Source organism: Streptomyces sp. NPDC056160 (assembly GCF_042268205.1).
GTDB lineage: Bacteria > Actinomycetota > Actinomycetes > Streptomycetales > Streptomycetaceae > Streptomyces.
On the sequence record NZ_JBHJUW010000036.1, the window covers coordinates 53,846 to 68,113 of the forward strand.

Annotated in this window: 13 protein-coding genes and 2 pseudogenes; 4 read left to right on the forward strand and 11 right to left on the reverse strand. The window is 72.9% G+C overall.

Features of this window, described 5'->3' with window-relative positions; genetic code table 11:
* Window positions 1–152: 152 nt before the first annotated feature.
* From ACFC02_RS16060 to ACFC02_RS16095, 8 genes and pseudogenes are all read right to left on the reverse strand, one after another.
* Window positions 153–821: a CBS domain-containing protein gene (locus ACFC02_RS16060; protein ID WP_376356948.1), complete on the reverse strand. Its 669-nt coding sequence runs from the start codon at window positions 819–821 to the stop codon at window positions 153–155.
* A gap of 123 nt (window positions 822–944) precedes the next feature.
* Complete coding sequence (locus ACFC02_RS16065; protein ID WP_376356950.1) at window positions 945–1,367, reverse strand: Hsp20/alpha crystallin family protein; 423 nt, start codon at window positions 1,365–1,367, stop codon at window positions 945–947.
* 273 nt (window positions 1,368–1,640) lie between these two features.
* The gene (locus ACFC02_RS16070; RefSeq protein WP_376356952.1) at window positions 1,641–2,312 is read right to left on the reverse strand and encodes a CBS domain-containing protein; all 672 of its coding nucleotides are present in this window, start codon (window positions 2,310–2,312) and stop codon (window positions 1,641–1,643) included.
* A 286-nt stretch (window positions 2,313–2,598) separates the two neighbouring features.
* A pseudogene (locus tag ACFC02_RS16075) lies at window positions 2,599–2,916 on the reverse strand (hypothetical protein); the annotation flags it as partial.
* Between the two features lie 260 nt (window positions 2,917–3,176).
* The gene (locus ACFC02_RS16080) at window positions 3,177–3,638 is read right to left on the reverse strand and encodes a DoxX family protein (RefSeq protein WP_376356954.1); all 462 of its coding nucleotides are present in this window, start codon (window positions 3,636–3,638) and stop codon (window positions 3,177–3,179) included.
* A 474-nt stretch (window positions 3,639–4,112) separates the two neighbouring features.
* Entirely contained in the window at window positions 4,113–4,349 is a 237-nt protein-coding gene (locus ACFC02_RS16085; protein WP_376356956.1) for a hypothetical protein, read from the reverse strand.
* Window positions 4,350–4,459: 110 nt separating this feature from the next.
* Window positions 4,460–4,876 (reverse strand): annotated as a pseudogene (locus ACFC02_RS16090) (nitroreductase); the annotation flags it as partial.
* 102 nt (window positions 4,877–4,978) lie between these two features.
* A complete protein-coding gene (locus tag ACFC02_RS16095; RefSeq protein ID WP_376356958.1) occupies window positions 4,979–5,854 on the reverse strand; it encodes a universal stress protein in 876 nt (291 codons plus the stop codon).
* A gap of 278 nt (window positions 5,855–6,132) precedes the next feature.
* On the opposite strand from ACFC02_RS16095, the gene ACFC02_RS16100 reads away from it, so the two are divergent.
* The 3 genes from ACFC02_RS16100 to ACFC02_RS16110 all read left to right on the forward strand — a co-directional run bounded on the left by ACFC02_RS16100 (window position 6,133) and on the right by ACFC02_RS16110 (window position 10,138).
* Entirely contained in the window at window positions 6,133–8,820 is a 2,688-nt protein-coding gene (locus ACFC02_RS16100) for a GNAT family N-acetyltransferase (RefSeq protein ID WP_376356960.1), read from the forward strand.
* Between the two features lie 150 nt (window positions 8,821–8,970).
* Window positions 8,971–9,423 (forward strand): Crp/Fnr family transcriptional regulator, encoded by a 453-nt coding sequence (locus ACFC02_RS16105; protein ID WP_376356962.1) that lies wholly within the window; start codon window positions 8,971–8,973, stop codon window positions 9,421–9,423.
* 61 nt (window positions 9,424–9,484) lie between these two features.
* Window positions 9,485–10,138, forward strand: a complete 654-nt coding sequence (locus ACFC02_RS16110; RefSeq protein ID WP_376356964.1) for a CBS domain-containing protein — start codon at window positions 9,485–9,487, stop codon at window positions 10,136–10,138.
* Between the two features lie 92 nt (window positions 10,139–10,230).
* On the opposite strand, the gene ACFC02_RS16115 is transcribed toward ACFC02_RS16110, so the two are convergent.
* The 3 genes from ACFC02_RS16115 to ACFC02_RS16125 all read right to left on the reverse strand — a co-directional run bounded on the left by ACFC02_RS16115 (window position 10,231) and on the right by ACFC02_RS16125 (window position 12,602).
* Window positions 10,231–10,986, reverse strand: a complete 756-nt coding sequence (locus ACFC02_RS16115; RefSeq protein ID WP_376356966.1) for a CBS domain-containing protein — start codon at window positions 10,984–10,986, stop codon at window positions 10,231–10,233.
* 31 nt (window positions 10,987–11,017) lie between these two features.
* The gene (locus ACFC02_RS16120; protein ID WP_376356968.1) at window positions 11,018–11,458 is read right to left on the reverse strand and encodes a pyridoxamine 5'-phosphate oxidase family protein; all 441 of its coding nucleotides are present in this window, start codon (window positions 11,456–11,458) and stop codon (window positions 11,018–11,020) included.
* 67 nt (window positions 11,459–11,525) lie between these two features.
* Complete coding sequence (locus tag ACFC02_RS16125) at window positions 11,526–12,602, reverse strand: zinc-dependent alcohol dehydrogenase family protein (RefSeq protein ID WP_376356970.1); 1,077 nt, start codon at window positions 12,600–12,602, stop codon at window positions 11,526–11,528.
* 645 nt (window positions 12,603–13,247) lie between these two features.
* Between ACFC02_RS16125 and ACFC02_RS16130 the strand changes: the two genes are divergently transcribed.
* Window positions 13,248–13,535 (forward strand): metal-sensitive transcriptional regulator, encoded by a 288-nt coding sequence (locus ACFC02_RS16130; protein WP_376356975.1) that lies wholly within the window; start codon window positions 13,248–13,250, stop codon window positions 13,533–13,535.
* Window positions 13,536–14,268: the final 733 nt, after the last annotated feature.

Genomic DNA, 14,268 nt, shown 5'->3' on the forward strand with positions numbered 1-14,268 from the left:
TGCCCGGACCACCGACCCGGTGATCGCGGTGCGCGGCCCCCGTCCGCCCGGGTCCACCACGCCATCGTGCACCGTCACGGCACCGACGGCACGGCCGATCGTGGAGCAGATCGAGTGGGTCTCCACCTCCGTCTCCTTCCGCATCGGCGTCCTCAGCGCCGGGTACCGGGTGAGTGCCGGGGCTCGAAGGCCGCCCCGGCACCACTGTGTTCAGGGGCGCGGCCGGCGGCTTCGTCCTGGCCGGGGCCGAGCCGGTCCACGACCTCCACCACCCCGTCGACGCTTTCACACAGGCGTACGAGGATCGGGACCAGGTGCTCGTGTGCGACGGTGCCGCTGAGCGTCACCCGGCCCTCCGCGACCTCGACGCCCAGCGCGGAAGGCGGCAGGCCCAGCGTCCGGACGACGACGTCCTCCACGATCTCCTCCTGGATGGCGTGGTCCCTGCGGAGGAACAGCTGCACCAGGTCGCTGCGGCTGATCACACCGATCAGGCGGCCGTTGCCGTCCACCACGGGCAGGCGCTTGACCTTGTGCCGCTCCATCGTCCGCGCGGCACGCACGGCATGCCAGTCGGGCTCCGCGACCACGGCGGGACTCGTCATCAGGTCACCCGCGCTGGTCGCCCCGCCGCCGGACGTCTGCTTGCGGAGCAGGTCCGCCTCGGACACCACCCCGACCGGGCGGTCCTGGTCGTCGGCGACCGGGACCGCGGTGATCTCGTACTCGTCGAGAATCCGTGCGATCTCCTTGAACGGCGTACCCGGCCGCACGCTCACGACGGAGGGCGTCATCAGATCGCCCACGGTACGTTGCCTCATCACGCGGCGCCCTTCCCGGTCCCCCGAAGCCGGCCTCGCCGGGCCCGCCGGACACGGATGCCCTGCGGCGGACCCGGCGCCCTCACGGCGCGCACCCGGCGACCGCTGCGCCGCGGTGCGCGATCACTCACCTCGCTTGACCTCGATGTGCCGCTCCTCGGTCTTCTCGCGCCCGACCCCCACGCTCACGGTGAGCATGCCGTTGGTGTAGTCGGCCCTGACGTCGTCCTCGTCGGCCCCGGGCGGCAGGGTCACGCTGCGGCTCATGGAGCCGTACCGGATCTCACTGCGGTGCTTGTCCACCTCGCGTTCCGTGCGCTCGGCCTTGACGGTCAGCGTGTCCTCGCTGATCACCACGTCGATGTCGTCGGGGGAGACACCCGGCAGCTCCGCCCGCATGACGTACCGGCCTTCCTCCATGTACTCCTCGATCCGGACCGCGCACAGATCGCCCGTCCCGGGCATCGCGAACCGTGCGGGGAAGGCCTCGAACCACTCGGGAATCTCCGGGAACGGAAACCTCTGCCTGCGCGCGAGTGTGGCCATCGTTCTCTCCTCCTGGCTGCGGTCGCGACTGCCGACACCCCAAGTGCACCTCCCGCACACCCCTCCCGCTGAGGCCGAACAGCCCCAGCACGGGCTCCGAAAGTCCCTGGTCCCACTCGTCCTCGCACACCGTGCGGCGCGCTGCGGTCCAGGGGTGGTCCCCGGGGGGCCGGGGTGTCGTGGCCGGTCGCAACGCGCGAGCAACGGCCGGCAGGTCGCAAGCCGGAGTCGGCCCGGTGCCGCGAGTCGACCGGCACCGGCGAACGTCCCCGCTCAGGCGCCGCCGCGCGGATCCGGGGCCTCGTCCCGGTACCCCAGATTCCCGGAGACCGACACCACGCCGTCGACACCCCGGCACAGTTGCTCGACCACGGGAATCAGAGCGCGGTCCTCCACTGTGCCGGTGAGGGTCACACGCCCATCGTGTACCGTCGCGGTCACGTCCCGGGCGTCGATTCCCAGCGTACGCCGCAGAAGGTCTCCGGTGATCTCCTCGCGGATCGCCTCGTCAAGGCGCAGGAAGACCCGCAGCAGGTCACCACGGCTGACGATGCCCAGGAGCCGATCGGCCTCGTCCACCACAGGCAACCGTTTGACGTGCTGGGTCTCCATCAGCCGGGCGGCCTCGACCACGGTCCACTCGGGCCGTGCGCACACCGCGGGCGCCGACATCAGCTCCTCCGCACGGGCGCCCTCGGCCTTGGCCCGCTCCCAGGCCTCCAGGTTCGGGACGGGGGTCCTGCCCGACGGATCCGCCTGGTCGGCGCTCTTGCGCAGCAGATCCGCCTCGGACACCACACCCATGGGACGGTCGTGATCGTCCACCACGGGCACGGCGGTGACGTCGTTCTCCTCCAGCAGCCTGACGAGTTCCTTGAACGGTGTGTCGGGCCGTGCCCGGACGACGCCCCGGGACATGAGCTCATCGACTGTTCGGTGGTGCATGCCGCCTCCCGGGTACGCGACACCCACTTCGCGGGTAGGAGCATGCCGCCGGGCGCGGCCGTCGTACCCGCGGGACGGGTTGGACACAGCACCATTCTGCGGAGAGGGCGGCGATCACGCGAGCTCACCCGCACCCGCTCGATCCGCTTCGCGTCGGCCGCTCGCGCCCGGCCCGCACGTGTGCGGCGCGCCATCGACCGGCGACAGGTGCCCGCCCTCGCCCCGGACAGCGGACAGCGGACAGCGGACAGCCCCGGTCTACGGCGATGCCTCCTCGGCGTGACCGGTATCCGCCGCCCCCCGGGGGACTGACGACGAGGGCGTCTCCCGCGGCGACCTCCGCGCTGTCGCAACCCCGTAGCGAGGTCACGGTGCCATCGGCACGCTCGAGGAGGTTCTCGCCGAGGGCGCCGGGGCGGCCACCGGCCGTGCCTGAGCCGGAGGCGACGGTCTCGTTGTACTGCACGTGCTCGTTGCCGAAGGAGACGTTGTTCATGGTGCCCGACCCTTCTGCCTGGGCGCCCGGCACGGCGTACAGCGCACCGGTGAGCGCCTGGGAGCTCTCCACGCTCCCGGCGACGGTGGCGGCCCGGTGGGCGGGCGCGCTGCCCAGACCGCCGTGGCTGATGTGTGCGCCGCCCGCGCTTTCGGGGCACATGAGCCGCACGGGCCTCGGTCCAGCGTGAGGCCCCGTCACTCACTGCCTGGCGGGCCGCCGGCCGGCCAGGCGCGTCACTGTTCCGTCCGGTCAGCACACCTGGGGCGCGGCGGTCCGGCAGGGGCCGTGCGCACGAAAGCCCCCACGTGATCGCCGAGGCTCTTTCGTGCGCCGTCCATGCGCCCTGCCGACCGCCTGAGGCGGGGCTACGAGGTGGGCACGGGCGCCACGCCGTCCTCGTCCGCTGCGGCGGTCGTGCTCTTCCTGAGCAGGGACTCCGCAGCCCGGGCGCCGGGCCCGATGCAGGCGATGAGCAGGAACGTCCAGCAGAACATGACCGCCGGCTCACCCCCGTTGTCGATCGGGAACAGAGCGTTGGGCTGGTGCACGCTGAAGTAGGCATAGGCCATGGACCCCGAGCAGACGACGGCTGCCGTCCGCGTGAACAGGCCGAGGGCCACGAGGGCTCCACCGGCCAGTTCGATGACTGCGGCCCACCATCCCGGCCACTGGAGGGCGGGTACCGTGCCGCCGCCGTGGGCTCCGCCCAGGACGCCGAACAGGGACGCCGCGCCGTGACAGGCGAAGAGGAAGCCGGTCACCAGGCGGAACACGGCCTGGGCGACCGGACGCACGCCGCGTAAGGACAGCGCCGACGAGAAGTTCATGGGGGTTGCTCCTCGGGTACGCGAGACCTGACCACAAGTCAGGTTCCTGGTCATAGACATGACACTCCACATCTAGCTCAGGACACGGCTCCCGCACCAGCGGTCGGAAGCCCTGTGTTTCCTCTGAGACGGACGGGGTGAGCGACCGGTCAGGCTCCATCTCACCGGTCACGACGGCCCGGCGCCGTGAGCGGGACGGGAAGTCGCTCGGCTGGCCTCGGATCCGGGAGGCGCCGACCGCCTTCGCGATCTCCGGGGGTTCCCAGCGAGCTGCGGCCTCATGGTCATCGGCAGCACGACCTGCGGTACGGAGGCGACTCTCACGGCCGTCTCGTCCGTGGATCAGGGCCCGCCTGCGCGACCTCGGTCACGGTCGCGGGCCCATGGCGGAGGCAGTGACAGCGGGAACCACGCGGACGTGCAGGAGTCCGTCCCCCGCACCACGTCATCATGAGACCACGACCCTCGTCGGCCTCATCTCGCCCTCGCCACACGCACGGCGGTGGCCGGGGCGGGGTCAGTGGGATCGCGCAGAGGACGGATGACGATGCCGCCCTTCGTACGGCCGCCCGCGGTGGCCGCCTCGGCGTACTCGCGGGCCGCCTGCCGCAGCGCGTCGACCGTCGCCCTGGCCCCTGTGGCGGCGCCTCCATGGCCTGTGCGGTACAGGATCCGCGTGATCTGGCTGCCGGTGACGGGCAGGGTCGTCACCGTCGAGTGATCGAACCGCGCGGCCACGAACGCGGGCAGGAACGCGGCGCCGATCTGGCCACTCCGAGCCGCAGCAGGGGGCGGCGGCCGCCGCCGGCCCCCCTCCCGGCTCAGCTGTCCGGTGTGCCCGCCACATCATCCAGGACGTCCAGGACGTCCTCGACGGGCCTGCGGGGCGTCGCCGGACCGGGTGGCCCGTAGCCGAGGCGCAGCACCATCTGGACGTGGCCCCGGCCGGCGACGGGATCGCGGCTCAGCAGACGCAGGTCCGCGCTCTCCAGCGGATGGGAGGTCAAAGACGTGGCCAGGCCGGCCGATGTGGCCTCCAGCAGGACGCGTTCCAGCGCCTGACCGGCGACCAGCCAGTCCGCCGGTCCGTCTCCGCGTGTGCTCAGCAGGGCCAGGTGCGGGTGTTCCTCGAAGGCCGAGCGGTCACGGCCGGCCACCCGGCGGCGCCCCGCGAAGTCCCGCAGCAGGGGCTTGCCGTCCCGTCGGCTCGGGCCGAAGGCGTACTCCGGGACGCCGTCGCCGCGGCAGCCGGACGCCCCTGCGACCGCGATGAGGCTGAAGCGCGGGAACGGGTTCCGGCAGAGAATTCGCCGGAGTCCGTCGCCGCCGTCGGCGGGCCGTCACGCCCGCTGCGGGACCACCGCCACCGGGCAGCTCGCGTGGTGCAGCAACGCGTGTGCCGTGCGGCCCAGTTGGAGCCCGAAGACTCGCGTTCTGCGCCGGGCGCCGAGGACCACCAGGTCGGCGGCGGCCGAGCGGTCCACGAGCACCCTGTGTGCCGGGCCCTCGACGGTCGCACGCCGCACCCGGACCGCGGGGTGGTCGTCCATCGCCTCGCTCAGCAGTTCTTCGACGAGTGCGGCGGCCTGCCCCACGTGTCCCAGGACGGAGTTCCCGCCCGCCGTCTGTGTGCCGGCCGTCCCGGGTGCCGGGATGCGCCAGGCGCGTACGACCTGGAGGACGCAACGGCGTGCCTCGGCCTCGTGGAAGGCGAACCGGACCGCCTCGCGACCGATCTCGGCTTCACCGGCGCCGAGCAGGATCCGCTCGTGCGTCCCGGCCAGGCCGGCCGTGTCCCCGCGGACCACGACCGCCGGGCACCGTGCCATGCCGGCCACCGCGAGGCTCACGGACCCCAGCAGCAGCCCCCTCAGCTCGCCCCGCCCCCGGGAGCCGGTGACCACGGCGAAGGCGGTGTCTCCGGCGCCCAGCAGAGCGTGGACCCCGTCCTCGGGAAGGACGTCCGTGGTCACCTTCACCGCGGGGTTGCGGCGCTGTGCCCGCTCTTCGGCGGCGGCGACCACGTGCTCGGCCATCACCTGCTCCGAGGGACACTGAGGACTGCCCGAGGGCACGGTCCCCTCGTAGCGCTCCCACAGTGAGCCGTACACCAGCCGCAGCGGCAGACCGTGCAGGGCGGCCTCGTCCACCGCCCAGTCGACCGCGGTCAGGCTCGGACCCGAACCGTCCACACCCACGACCAAGGGCAACTCCATCCTCACCACCGCCTCTCGCCAGCACGCCGCGTCGCTCGGCGGGACGTCCTGTTGCCACCGTGGCATCCGGTGCGGTCCGCCGCGAGGGCCGACCGGCCCCTGCACGGAACGCAGGGCCCGGCTCCAGAGCCCGGGCGCCCGCCGACAGCGGCGGAGCCCGGCACGGCGACGCCCCGGACGTGGGCCGCTCGGCCCGGTCCGGTGCCCGGCCGGCCTCTGTGGGGCGGGGACGAGGCACCGCAGGCTGGAGAACGGGACCGCGGAGGGAGACGTACTCGATGACCGACACCGAGCAAGCACCGGTGCACGCGCTGCTGACCGACGGCACCACCATCCGCATCCGCCGCTCGAATCCCGCTGACCGCGCCGGGGTCCTGCACCTGTACGAGGCGATGTCCGACGAGAACCTGCGGCTGCGGTTCTTCGCACTGAGCCGTGCCGGCGCCCGGCAGGCGGCCGAACGTGTGGCCGCAGCGCCGCTCCCCGGCTACCGCGCCCTGGTCGCCGAGCATGACGGCCGTCTGATCGGCCTCGCCGAGTACGAGACCGACCCACACGGCTCGACAGCGGACGTCGCACTGGCGGTCGCCGACGACTGGCACCACCGCGGGGTGGCCACGCTGCTGCTCGAACACCTGGCGGACGCCGCCCGCACCGCGGGTGTCACCGCGTTCACCGCCGACGCCCTGGCGGAGAACCTCGACGTGCTGCGCGTCTTCCACGACCTCGGCCTGCGGGTGACCCGGCACTACGACGGCCCTGAGGTGCACTGCGTGGTGGAGCTGACCGAGGACGAGGCCTACCTGAGCGCCGTGGACGCGCGCGGGCGCCTCGCCGACGTCGTCAGCCTGCGCCCGCTGCTGCGCCCGGCGTCCGTCGTGGTGATCGGGGCCGGCCGCAGACCCGGTTCCGTCGGACGCGCCGTCCTGCGGAACATCGTCACCGGTTCCTTCACCGGGAGGGTCTTCGCGGTCCATCCGGCCGCTTCCACGATCGCCGGGGTGCACGCCTACCGGTCCGTCACCGCACTGCCGCAGGTGCCCGACCTCGCGGTGATCGCCGTTCCGGCGGCAGCGGTCCCACAGGTGGCGCAGGAGTGCGGGAAGACGGGGGTGGGCGCGCTCCTCGTCGTCACGGCCGGATTCGACGCCGCCGGGGCGTCCGCTCTCATGGACGTGTGCCGCCGCCACGGCATGCGCCTGGCGGGTCCCAACTGCCTGGGCCTGGCGAACACCGAGGAGGGCATCCGCCTGGACGCCACCTTCGCCGCCCGGCACCCCGGTGCGGGCACGGCCGGCATCGCCGTGCAGTCGGGCGGCATCGGCATCGCGCTGCTCGGCGGACTGGCCCGTCTCGGTGTCGGCGTGTCGAGTTTCGTCTCGCTCGGCGACAAGTACGACGTCAGCGGCAACGACCTGCTCCAGTGGTGGGAGGCCGACGGGCGCACCGGGCTCGCGATGCTGCACCTGGAGTCCTTCGGCAACCCGCGGGCCTTCTCCCGTACCGCCCGCAGGGTCGCCCGGCGGATGCCGGTGCTCACCGTGGACGCGGGCCGCTCCGAGGCCGGGCGCCGGGCCGCGGCCTCGCACACGGCGGCGGCGGCCACACCCACGATGACCCGCCAGGCGCTGTTCACCCAGGCCGGCGTCACGGCCACCCGTACGATCGGCGAACTCCTCGACGCGGCGGCTCTGCTGCACTCCCAGCCACTGCCGGCGGGCACGAAGACAGCCGTGGTCACCAACGCCGGCGGCGCCGGTGTGCTGGCCGCGGACGCCTGCGCGGAGGCCGGTCTGGCCGTACCCGCCCTGCCGGCCGAATCGGTGAACGCGCTGCTGGCCCTGCTGCCCCCGGGTGCCGCCGCGACGAACCCGGTGGACACCACCGCGACGGTCGGCGAGGAACAGCTGCGTGCCTGCGTGGAGCACCTCGCCCGCGACGCGGCGGTCGACGCCGTCCTGGTCGCCCTCGTCCCTACGGCAGTGGCCGCGGCGATCGGAGAGGACCTGGTCAGGGCGCTCACCGATGTCCCCGAAGCACTGCCACGACCTGTCGTCGCGGTCCTTCCCGCGCAGTCGGCTCGCGTCGAGCTGCTGGACACCTGCGCCGAGGGCACTCTGCCCGCCTACTGCGACGCCCAGGACGCCGCGCGTGCGCTGGCCCACGCGGCCACCCGTGCCCGGTGGCTGGGGACACCGACCGGTGACGTGGCGGAACTACCGGACGTGGACAGCCGACGGGCGAGGCAGGTCGTCGCCGGGTTCCTCGAGGACAACCCCGAGGGTGCCTGGCTCGATCCGCGGACCGCCTCCAGCCTGCTCGGCTGCTACGGCCTGCCGCAGCTTCCGTGGGCCTGGGCGCGCGACGAGGACGAGGCCGTGGCGGCCGCGCGGCAGCTGGCGGGAAGCGACGGGCGCGTGGTGATGAAGGCGTACTGGCCGGGCCTGCTGCACAAGACCGAGGAGCACGCGCTCCATCTCGACCTCCAGGGCCCCGACCGCATCAGGGCGGCCCACCGGGACCTGGTGAACCGGTTCGGCGACCGGCTGACAGGTGTGGTGATCCAGCCACTCGCCGGTCGCGGCACCGAGTTGTTCGCGGGGGTGGTGCAGGACGAGGTCTTCGGCCCTCTGGTGGTGTTCGGGCTCGGCGGGACGGCGACGGAGGTCCTGGCCGACCACGCCGGCCGGCTCGCTCCGCTCACCGACCGCGACGTGCGGGACCTGCTGGCCTCCCCGCGCTGCGCGCCGCTGCTCCGCGGCTGGGCGGGCGCCCCGGCCGTCGACCTGGACGGTCTCCAGCAGCTGCTGCACCGTCTGTCCCGGATGGCGTGCGACCTGCCGCAACTGGCCGAGGCGGACCTCAATCCCGTACTGGCCGGGCCACACGGGATCATCGCGCTCGACGTACGCGTCCGCCTTCTCCCGCGCCGTCCCCACGACCCGTATCTGCGCCGCCTGCGCTGAGCGGACGCGCGGACCGGGACCCCGGGGCTCTTGGGGCCGAAGGGCCCTCGACGGAGTCCGGGCGGCCCGTGGCGTCCCGCATCCGGGCGACCGCACGCTGAAGGTGAGCCGGCCCTCCCACCAGGTCGGCAGCGCGGAAGGAGCCCTGCGATGACCTCCACCACCCTGGCCGCCGCCCTGCCGGCCGAACACCGGGCACAGCTGATGTCCCTGGCCCGCGACGTCTCCTTCGGTACGGGGGCCCGCTTGTTCGAGGAGGGACAGCACGCCGAGAGGTTCTGGATCGTCAAAACCGGAACCATCGCCCTGGACCTGCACGTCCCCGGCCGCCGCGCCGCCGTCATCGAGACCCTGGGCCATGGTGAACTGGTCGGCTGGTCCTGGCACTTCCCGCCGTACCTCTGGCATCTGGGCGCCGAGGCCACCAGCCCGGTACGGGCCCACGAGTTCGACGCGGCCACCGTACGGATGCTGTGCGAGCGGGATGCTGAATTCGGACGGGCCGTCGCCCGCTGGGTCGGCCAGGTGGCCGCCCACCGGCTGCACGCGGCCCGGGTCCGCCTCCTGGACCTGTACGCCCCCTACGGCAGCGGACGCCGGTGACCCACCGGGCAGGCCGGGCCGGACAGCGGCCCCCGGTTCCCCCGAGGAGGAGACCAAGATCATGTCCAGCAGCCCGCACTCCGTCAGCGACGTCATGACGCACACCGTGGTGGCCGTGGGACGCGACGCCCCGTTCAAGGACATCATCGCTCTCATGGGGCAGTGGAAGGTCAGCGCGCTCCCGGTCCTGGAGGGCGAGGGCCGGGTGATCGGCGTCGTCTCCGAGGCCGACCTGCTGCCGAAGGAGGAGTTCCGCGACAGCGACCCGGACCGTTTCACCCAACTGAGGCGCCTGCCCGACCTCGCCAAGGCGGGCGCACTGACCGCCGGGGAGCTGATGAGCACCCCGGCCGTCACCGTCCACGCGGACGCCACACTCGCCGAGGCGGCCCGCATCATGGCTGTGCGAAGGGTGAAACGGCTGCCCGTCGTCAGTGCCGAGGGCATGCTCGAAGGAGTGGTCAGCCGCGCAGACCTGCTGAAGGTGTTCCTCCGTTCGGACGACGACATCGCCGAGGAGGTACGGCGTGAAGTCGTCTCGCCCCTCTTCCCTGCTCCCGTCGAGCCGGTCCGCGTAGAGGTGTCCGACGGGGTGGTGTCCCTCACCGGGCGCATCCGGGACACGTCGTTCGTTCCCGTCGCCGCGCGCCTCGTACGCGCCGTCGAAGGCGTGGTGGACGTCGAGTGCCGCCTGGCGAGCGGATCCGCCCCTTGAGGGACCGGTCTGAGCGGGCATTCCTCGGGTTCTTCACCGGCCGGGCCCCGGTGGGAGCGACACCGTCATGGAACCCCAGCCGGCGTGGAATGTCAGGAAGCTGCCTTGCCGGGCGCCGGTGCACGGGTGCCGGGTCCCACTCCCCGGGTGCCGGGTCCCGTCCGCCGCGACGGACCGCCGTCGCCCGCCGCCGGCCCGGGGTGCCGCGACGTCGTGATCTCGGAGCGCACGTCCACCACGCCTTCGACGGAGCGGACCAGGCGCAGGGCGAGGGGCACCACGGACGTGTCCGCCACCTCGCCGGCCAGAGTGACGACACCTTCGCGCACCCGCACGCGCACCGCGTCGAGCGGAACCGGGAACCGGCCGGCGACGACCTGGTGCCGGACCTCCTGCGCGATGGCCTCGTCGCTGCGGAGAAACACCTTGAGGAGATCAGAGCGGCTGACGATGCCGATGAGGACCCCTCGGTCGTCGACGACGGGCAGCCGCTTGACTCCGTGCCGGGCCATGAGCCCGGCGGCTCCGGCAAGGGTCGCGTCGGCGTGGACGGTGACCGCCGGAACGGTCGCCAGGTCCCGGGCGGTCACCGCCCGCGCCCTGACCGCGCCCGGAGGGCCGCCCGATCGACCGGAGCGGTCCGCGTCGCCGGCGCGGAACTCCTCCTTGCGCAGCAGATCCGCCTCGGAGACCACGCCGGTGACGTGACCGTCGCCGTCCAGCACCGGCATCGCGCTGACGCCCCACCGTTGCATCGTCCGCACGATCTCTTTGAACGTCGCACCGCCTGCGAGGGCGACGACCGTGCTGGTCATCACGTCGCTCACGGTGTACTGGGAGCCCTGCATGACGTCCTCCTGCTGCTCGGCCGGCCACTGGTCAGAACAGAGAACCGAGGCCGTACAGGCTGCGGCCACCGGCCAGTTCGCGGCCGGTGACCAACTCGGGTTCGATGCGGATGAAGACCTCACGGGGCGAGGGCACCCAAGAAGGAGGCCAGTCCGTGACGAGGTGTCCGCGTTCGGCGGGGTCGGTCGTCACGGACGCGGAACCGGTCACGACGACGCTCCAGCCGGAGTGGGCCATCGCGTCCACCTCGTCGGCCTCGAACGCCACGACCGCGCCGTCGATCGCACGAGCCAGCTCCGAGGCGGCCGTGGTGCGCAGCAGCACCGCGCCATCGCTGTCCACGCGGAAGTTCACCGGGAGTACGGCGGGCAGGGCGTGACGCGTATGGACGACACGGCCCACCGCGGCCGTGACCAGCAGCCGCAGGCACTCCTGCCGGTCCAGCTCCCGGAATCCGTCATTGCCGTACATCGATCGGTCCGCCCTCTCTCTTCGTGACCGCACGGCCGGCCGACCGCTCCACCGCCGGCCCGCCGGCTCACTCGGCCGCGGTCATGGGGAGGACCTCGTTCCGCGGCGGCTCACCGAGGACGACCTTGAGTGCCCCGGTCACGGCGGCCTGCGCGAAGACGTCGTAGGCCTCCTGTATCTGCTCCAGCGGGAAGACGTGCGTCACCAGCTGGGATGTCGGTAGCCTGCCGGCGGCGGCCATCTTCAGCAGTGCGGGCGTGGAGTTGGTGTTCACCAAGCCTGTGGTGATGGTCACGTTTTTGATCCACAGCTCTTCCAGGTGCAGGACCGCCGGCCTGCCGTGGACGCCCACATTGGCGACGTGGCCCCCGGGCCGCACCATGCGGGTGCACATCTCGAACGTCTCCGGCACCCCGACCGCTTCGACGGCCACGTCCGCGCCGAGCCCTCCTGTGAGGTCCGCGACCAGCTGCTCAGGAGCCTCGCGGGCGTCCACCACCGCCTCGGCTCCGAGCTTCCTCGCGGCCTCCAGCCGGGCCGGGGCGACGTCCACCGCGATGACGCGCTCGGGCGCGAACAGCCGGGCGGTGGCCACGGCCGCGAGACCGATGGGGCCTGCTCCCACCACGGCGACGGTGTCCCCGGGCCGGACCCGGCCGTTCAGCACGCCGACCTCGTAGGCGGTCGGGAAGACGTCCGCCAGCAGCACGGCGTCCGTGTCCGTCACCGAGGCCGGCAGCGGATGGAGGGACAGGTCGGCGAAAGGCACACGGACGTACTCCGCCTGTGTACCGTCGACCAGGTGGCCGAGGATCCAGCCCCCGCCGCCCAGGCACTGACCGTACACACCCCCGCGGCAGAAGCGGCAGCGCCCGCAGGCGGTGATGCAGGAGACCAGCACCCGGTCCCCCGGCCGTACGCTCCACACATCGGAGCCGACCTCGACGACCTCACCGACGGCCTCGTGCCCCAGCACCGTGCCGGGGCGCACCCCAGGGACGTCGCCCTTGAGGATGTGCAGGTCCGTACCGCAGATCGTGACCGTGTCGACCCGCACGACGGCGTCGGTGGGCTCCTTGGCATCAGGGTCGGGGGTCTCCTCCCAGGCGGACCGCCCGGGGCCGTGGAAGACGTATCCCTTCATACCGATCCTTACCCTCTCGGCATCGGGTCCTGTCGTCGGACTCGCCCGACGTGTCCAGCGTGTGCGGCGCGAGCCGGGTCGCGCATGGGCCGGTCGGCCCCATCGGCCGGCCGACCGGTGCGTGTTCGGCGCCGCACCGTCTGACTGTCTCCTGCCCTGGGCCGCGGCGTTCTCGACGACCCACCGTCCGGGCGGCACCACGAAGCCGCGCATGTCGTCGCTGTGGGCGGCGGTGCGGTCACCGGTCTCCACGCGGTGGCCATGACGTCCAGCGGCAAGCCGAGCGTGCGACGGCTCTCCCGGCCTCGCTGCCAGGCCCGGGACAGATGAACCGGCGCAGCGGCGTGGACCGGCGAGGCGTATACCCTGGCGGGTATATGAGAAGATGTGTCGTGCATGGTTCCGGAGCTCGCTCCTTGCGACGGTCCCCGCCGGCCGCGACCGGACGGTTCTGCACGCCCGGCAGCGCAGGCCGGCCCCGCAGGTACTGCTGAACGTGACCGGCAGGTTCAGGTAGCGGGCGTGGAAGCGGTGCCGTGTAAGGTCGCCCCGGACGCAGCCGACCGAGGATGAACGTCGGTTGCCGGTCGGCACCGTCACGGGCCAGGGCACGCGGCGTCCCGGAGCTTTTGACGAGGAGTGATCGTGGAACTGGAGCTTCAGGACGCGGATCTGAAGTCCGTGCTGAACCGGCTGCGTCGTGCGCAGGGTCAGATCGCCGGCGTGATCAGGATGATCGAGGAGGGGCGCGATTGCGAGGACGTCATCACGCAACTCGCGGCCGCGTCCCGCGCCCTGGACCGGGCCGGTTTCGCCATCATCGCCTCGGGTCTGCAGCAGTGCGTGACCGGCGCTGAAGCGGGCCGGCAGAACGACGAGGACGTCGAGCAGATCCGCGCACGCCTGGAGCGGCTCTTCCTGTCCCTGGCGTGAAGACCGTCGAGCGCCGTTCCTGACGGGGCTCGCGAGTGGCCCGGTGTTGCGAGTTCGCCCGCAAAGGCGGGGACCCCCGCTCCGTACGGGCCCGGCCCCGCACGCCTTCGGCGCCCTCACCGAGATCGACGCCACCGCCGCCGCGGAGGACGAGCCGGACCAGGACGTGAAGGTCTACGTCGTCCTCGGCGTCTGCAACCCTCCGCTCGCCCGCCGCGCGCCCGATGCGGAGGTCTGCATCGGCCTGCTCCCCCTGCGTTGCCGTCGTCCGCACCGACCGACGACCGCGTCGCCGTCCAGGCCCTCGCCCCCTCCACCATGCTCACGCTGACCGGACCGGACGTCCTGCGGCCCGTCGCTGACACGGCGACGCACCACCTCCACACGGCCGGCCTGAATCGCCGTCCGGCCGGTCCCGAGGCTCGTCGCGCCGTCCGCCGGCCTCGGCTGCTCCGCGGATTGCCGCGCCCCTACGATCGCCGCCGCCCGTGAAGGGCCCCGGGTTCCACTCGTTCCACGCCGCGACCATCGCGCCCCCGGGGCGCCAGGACTTGTCCGCCCGACCGACCGCATGCCTTCTCTCGGCCAGGACACACCTCCGGCGTCCGACTCGCGCGGGGAGACCGACCGGCGGGCGCACGCGACGGCACCGGCGGGTCGCGCAGACCAGGAACGAGGGCACGATCACGCCCGGCACCCGCCTCTCCTCCCGTGCGCGGGCCGCGCCGGCCGC

What these genes read in the sequence shown, in the direction of transcription:
- ACFC02_RS16060 (WP_376356948.1), bottom strand. Translation starts at nt 821, where the DNA reads ATGAGGCAACGTACCGTGGGCGATCTGATGACGCCCTCCGTCGTGAGC.
- ACFC02_RS16065 (WP_376356950.1), bottom strand. Translation starts at nt 1,367, where the DNA reads ATGGCCACACTCGCGCGCAGGCAGAGGTTTCCGTTCCCGGAGATTCCC.
- ACFC02_RS16070 (WP_376356952.1), bottom strand. Translation starts at nt 2,312, where the DNA reads ATGCACCACCGAACAGTCGATGAGCTCATGTCCCGGGGCGTCGTCCGG.
- ACFC02_RS16080 (WP_376356954.1), bottom strand. Translation starts at nt 3,638, where the DNA reads ATGAACTTCTCGTCGGCGCTGTCCTTACGCGGCGTGCGTCCGGTCGCC.
- ACFC02_RS16095 (WP_376356958.1), bottom strand. Translation starts at nt 5,854, where the DNA reads ATGGAGTTGCCCTTGGTCGTGGGTGTGGACGGTTCGGGTCCGAGCCTG.
- ACFC02_RS16100 (WP_376356960.1), top strand. Translation starts at nt 6,133, where the DNA reads ATGACCGACACCGAGCAAGCACCGGTGCACGCGCTGCTGACCGACGGC.
- ACFC02_RS16105 (WP_376356962.1), top strand. Translation starts at nt 8,971, where the DNA reads ATGACCTCCACCACCCTGGCCGCCGCCCTGCCGGCCGAACACCGGGCA.
- ACFC02_RS16110 (WP_376356964.1), top strand. Translation starts at nt 9,485, where the DNA reads ATGTCCAGCAGCCCGCACTCCGTCAGCGACGTCATGACGCACACCGTG.
- ACFC02_RS16115 (WP_376356966.1), bottom strand. Translation starts at nt 10,986, where the DNA reads ATGCAGGGCTCCCAGTACACCGTGAGCGACGTGATGACCAGCACGGTC.
- ACFC02_RS16120 (WP_376356968.1), bottom strand. Translation starts at nt 11,458, where the DNA reads ATGTACGGCAATGACGGATTCCGGGAGCTGGACCGGCAGGAGTGCCTG.
- ACFC02_RS16125 (WP_376356970.1), bottom strand. Translation starts at nt 12,602, where the DNA reads ATGAAGGGATACGTCTTCCACGGCCCCGGGCGGTCCGCCTGGGAGGAG.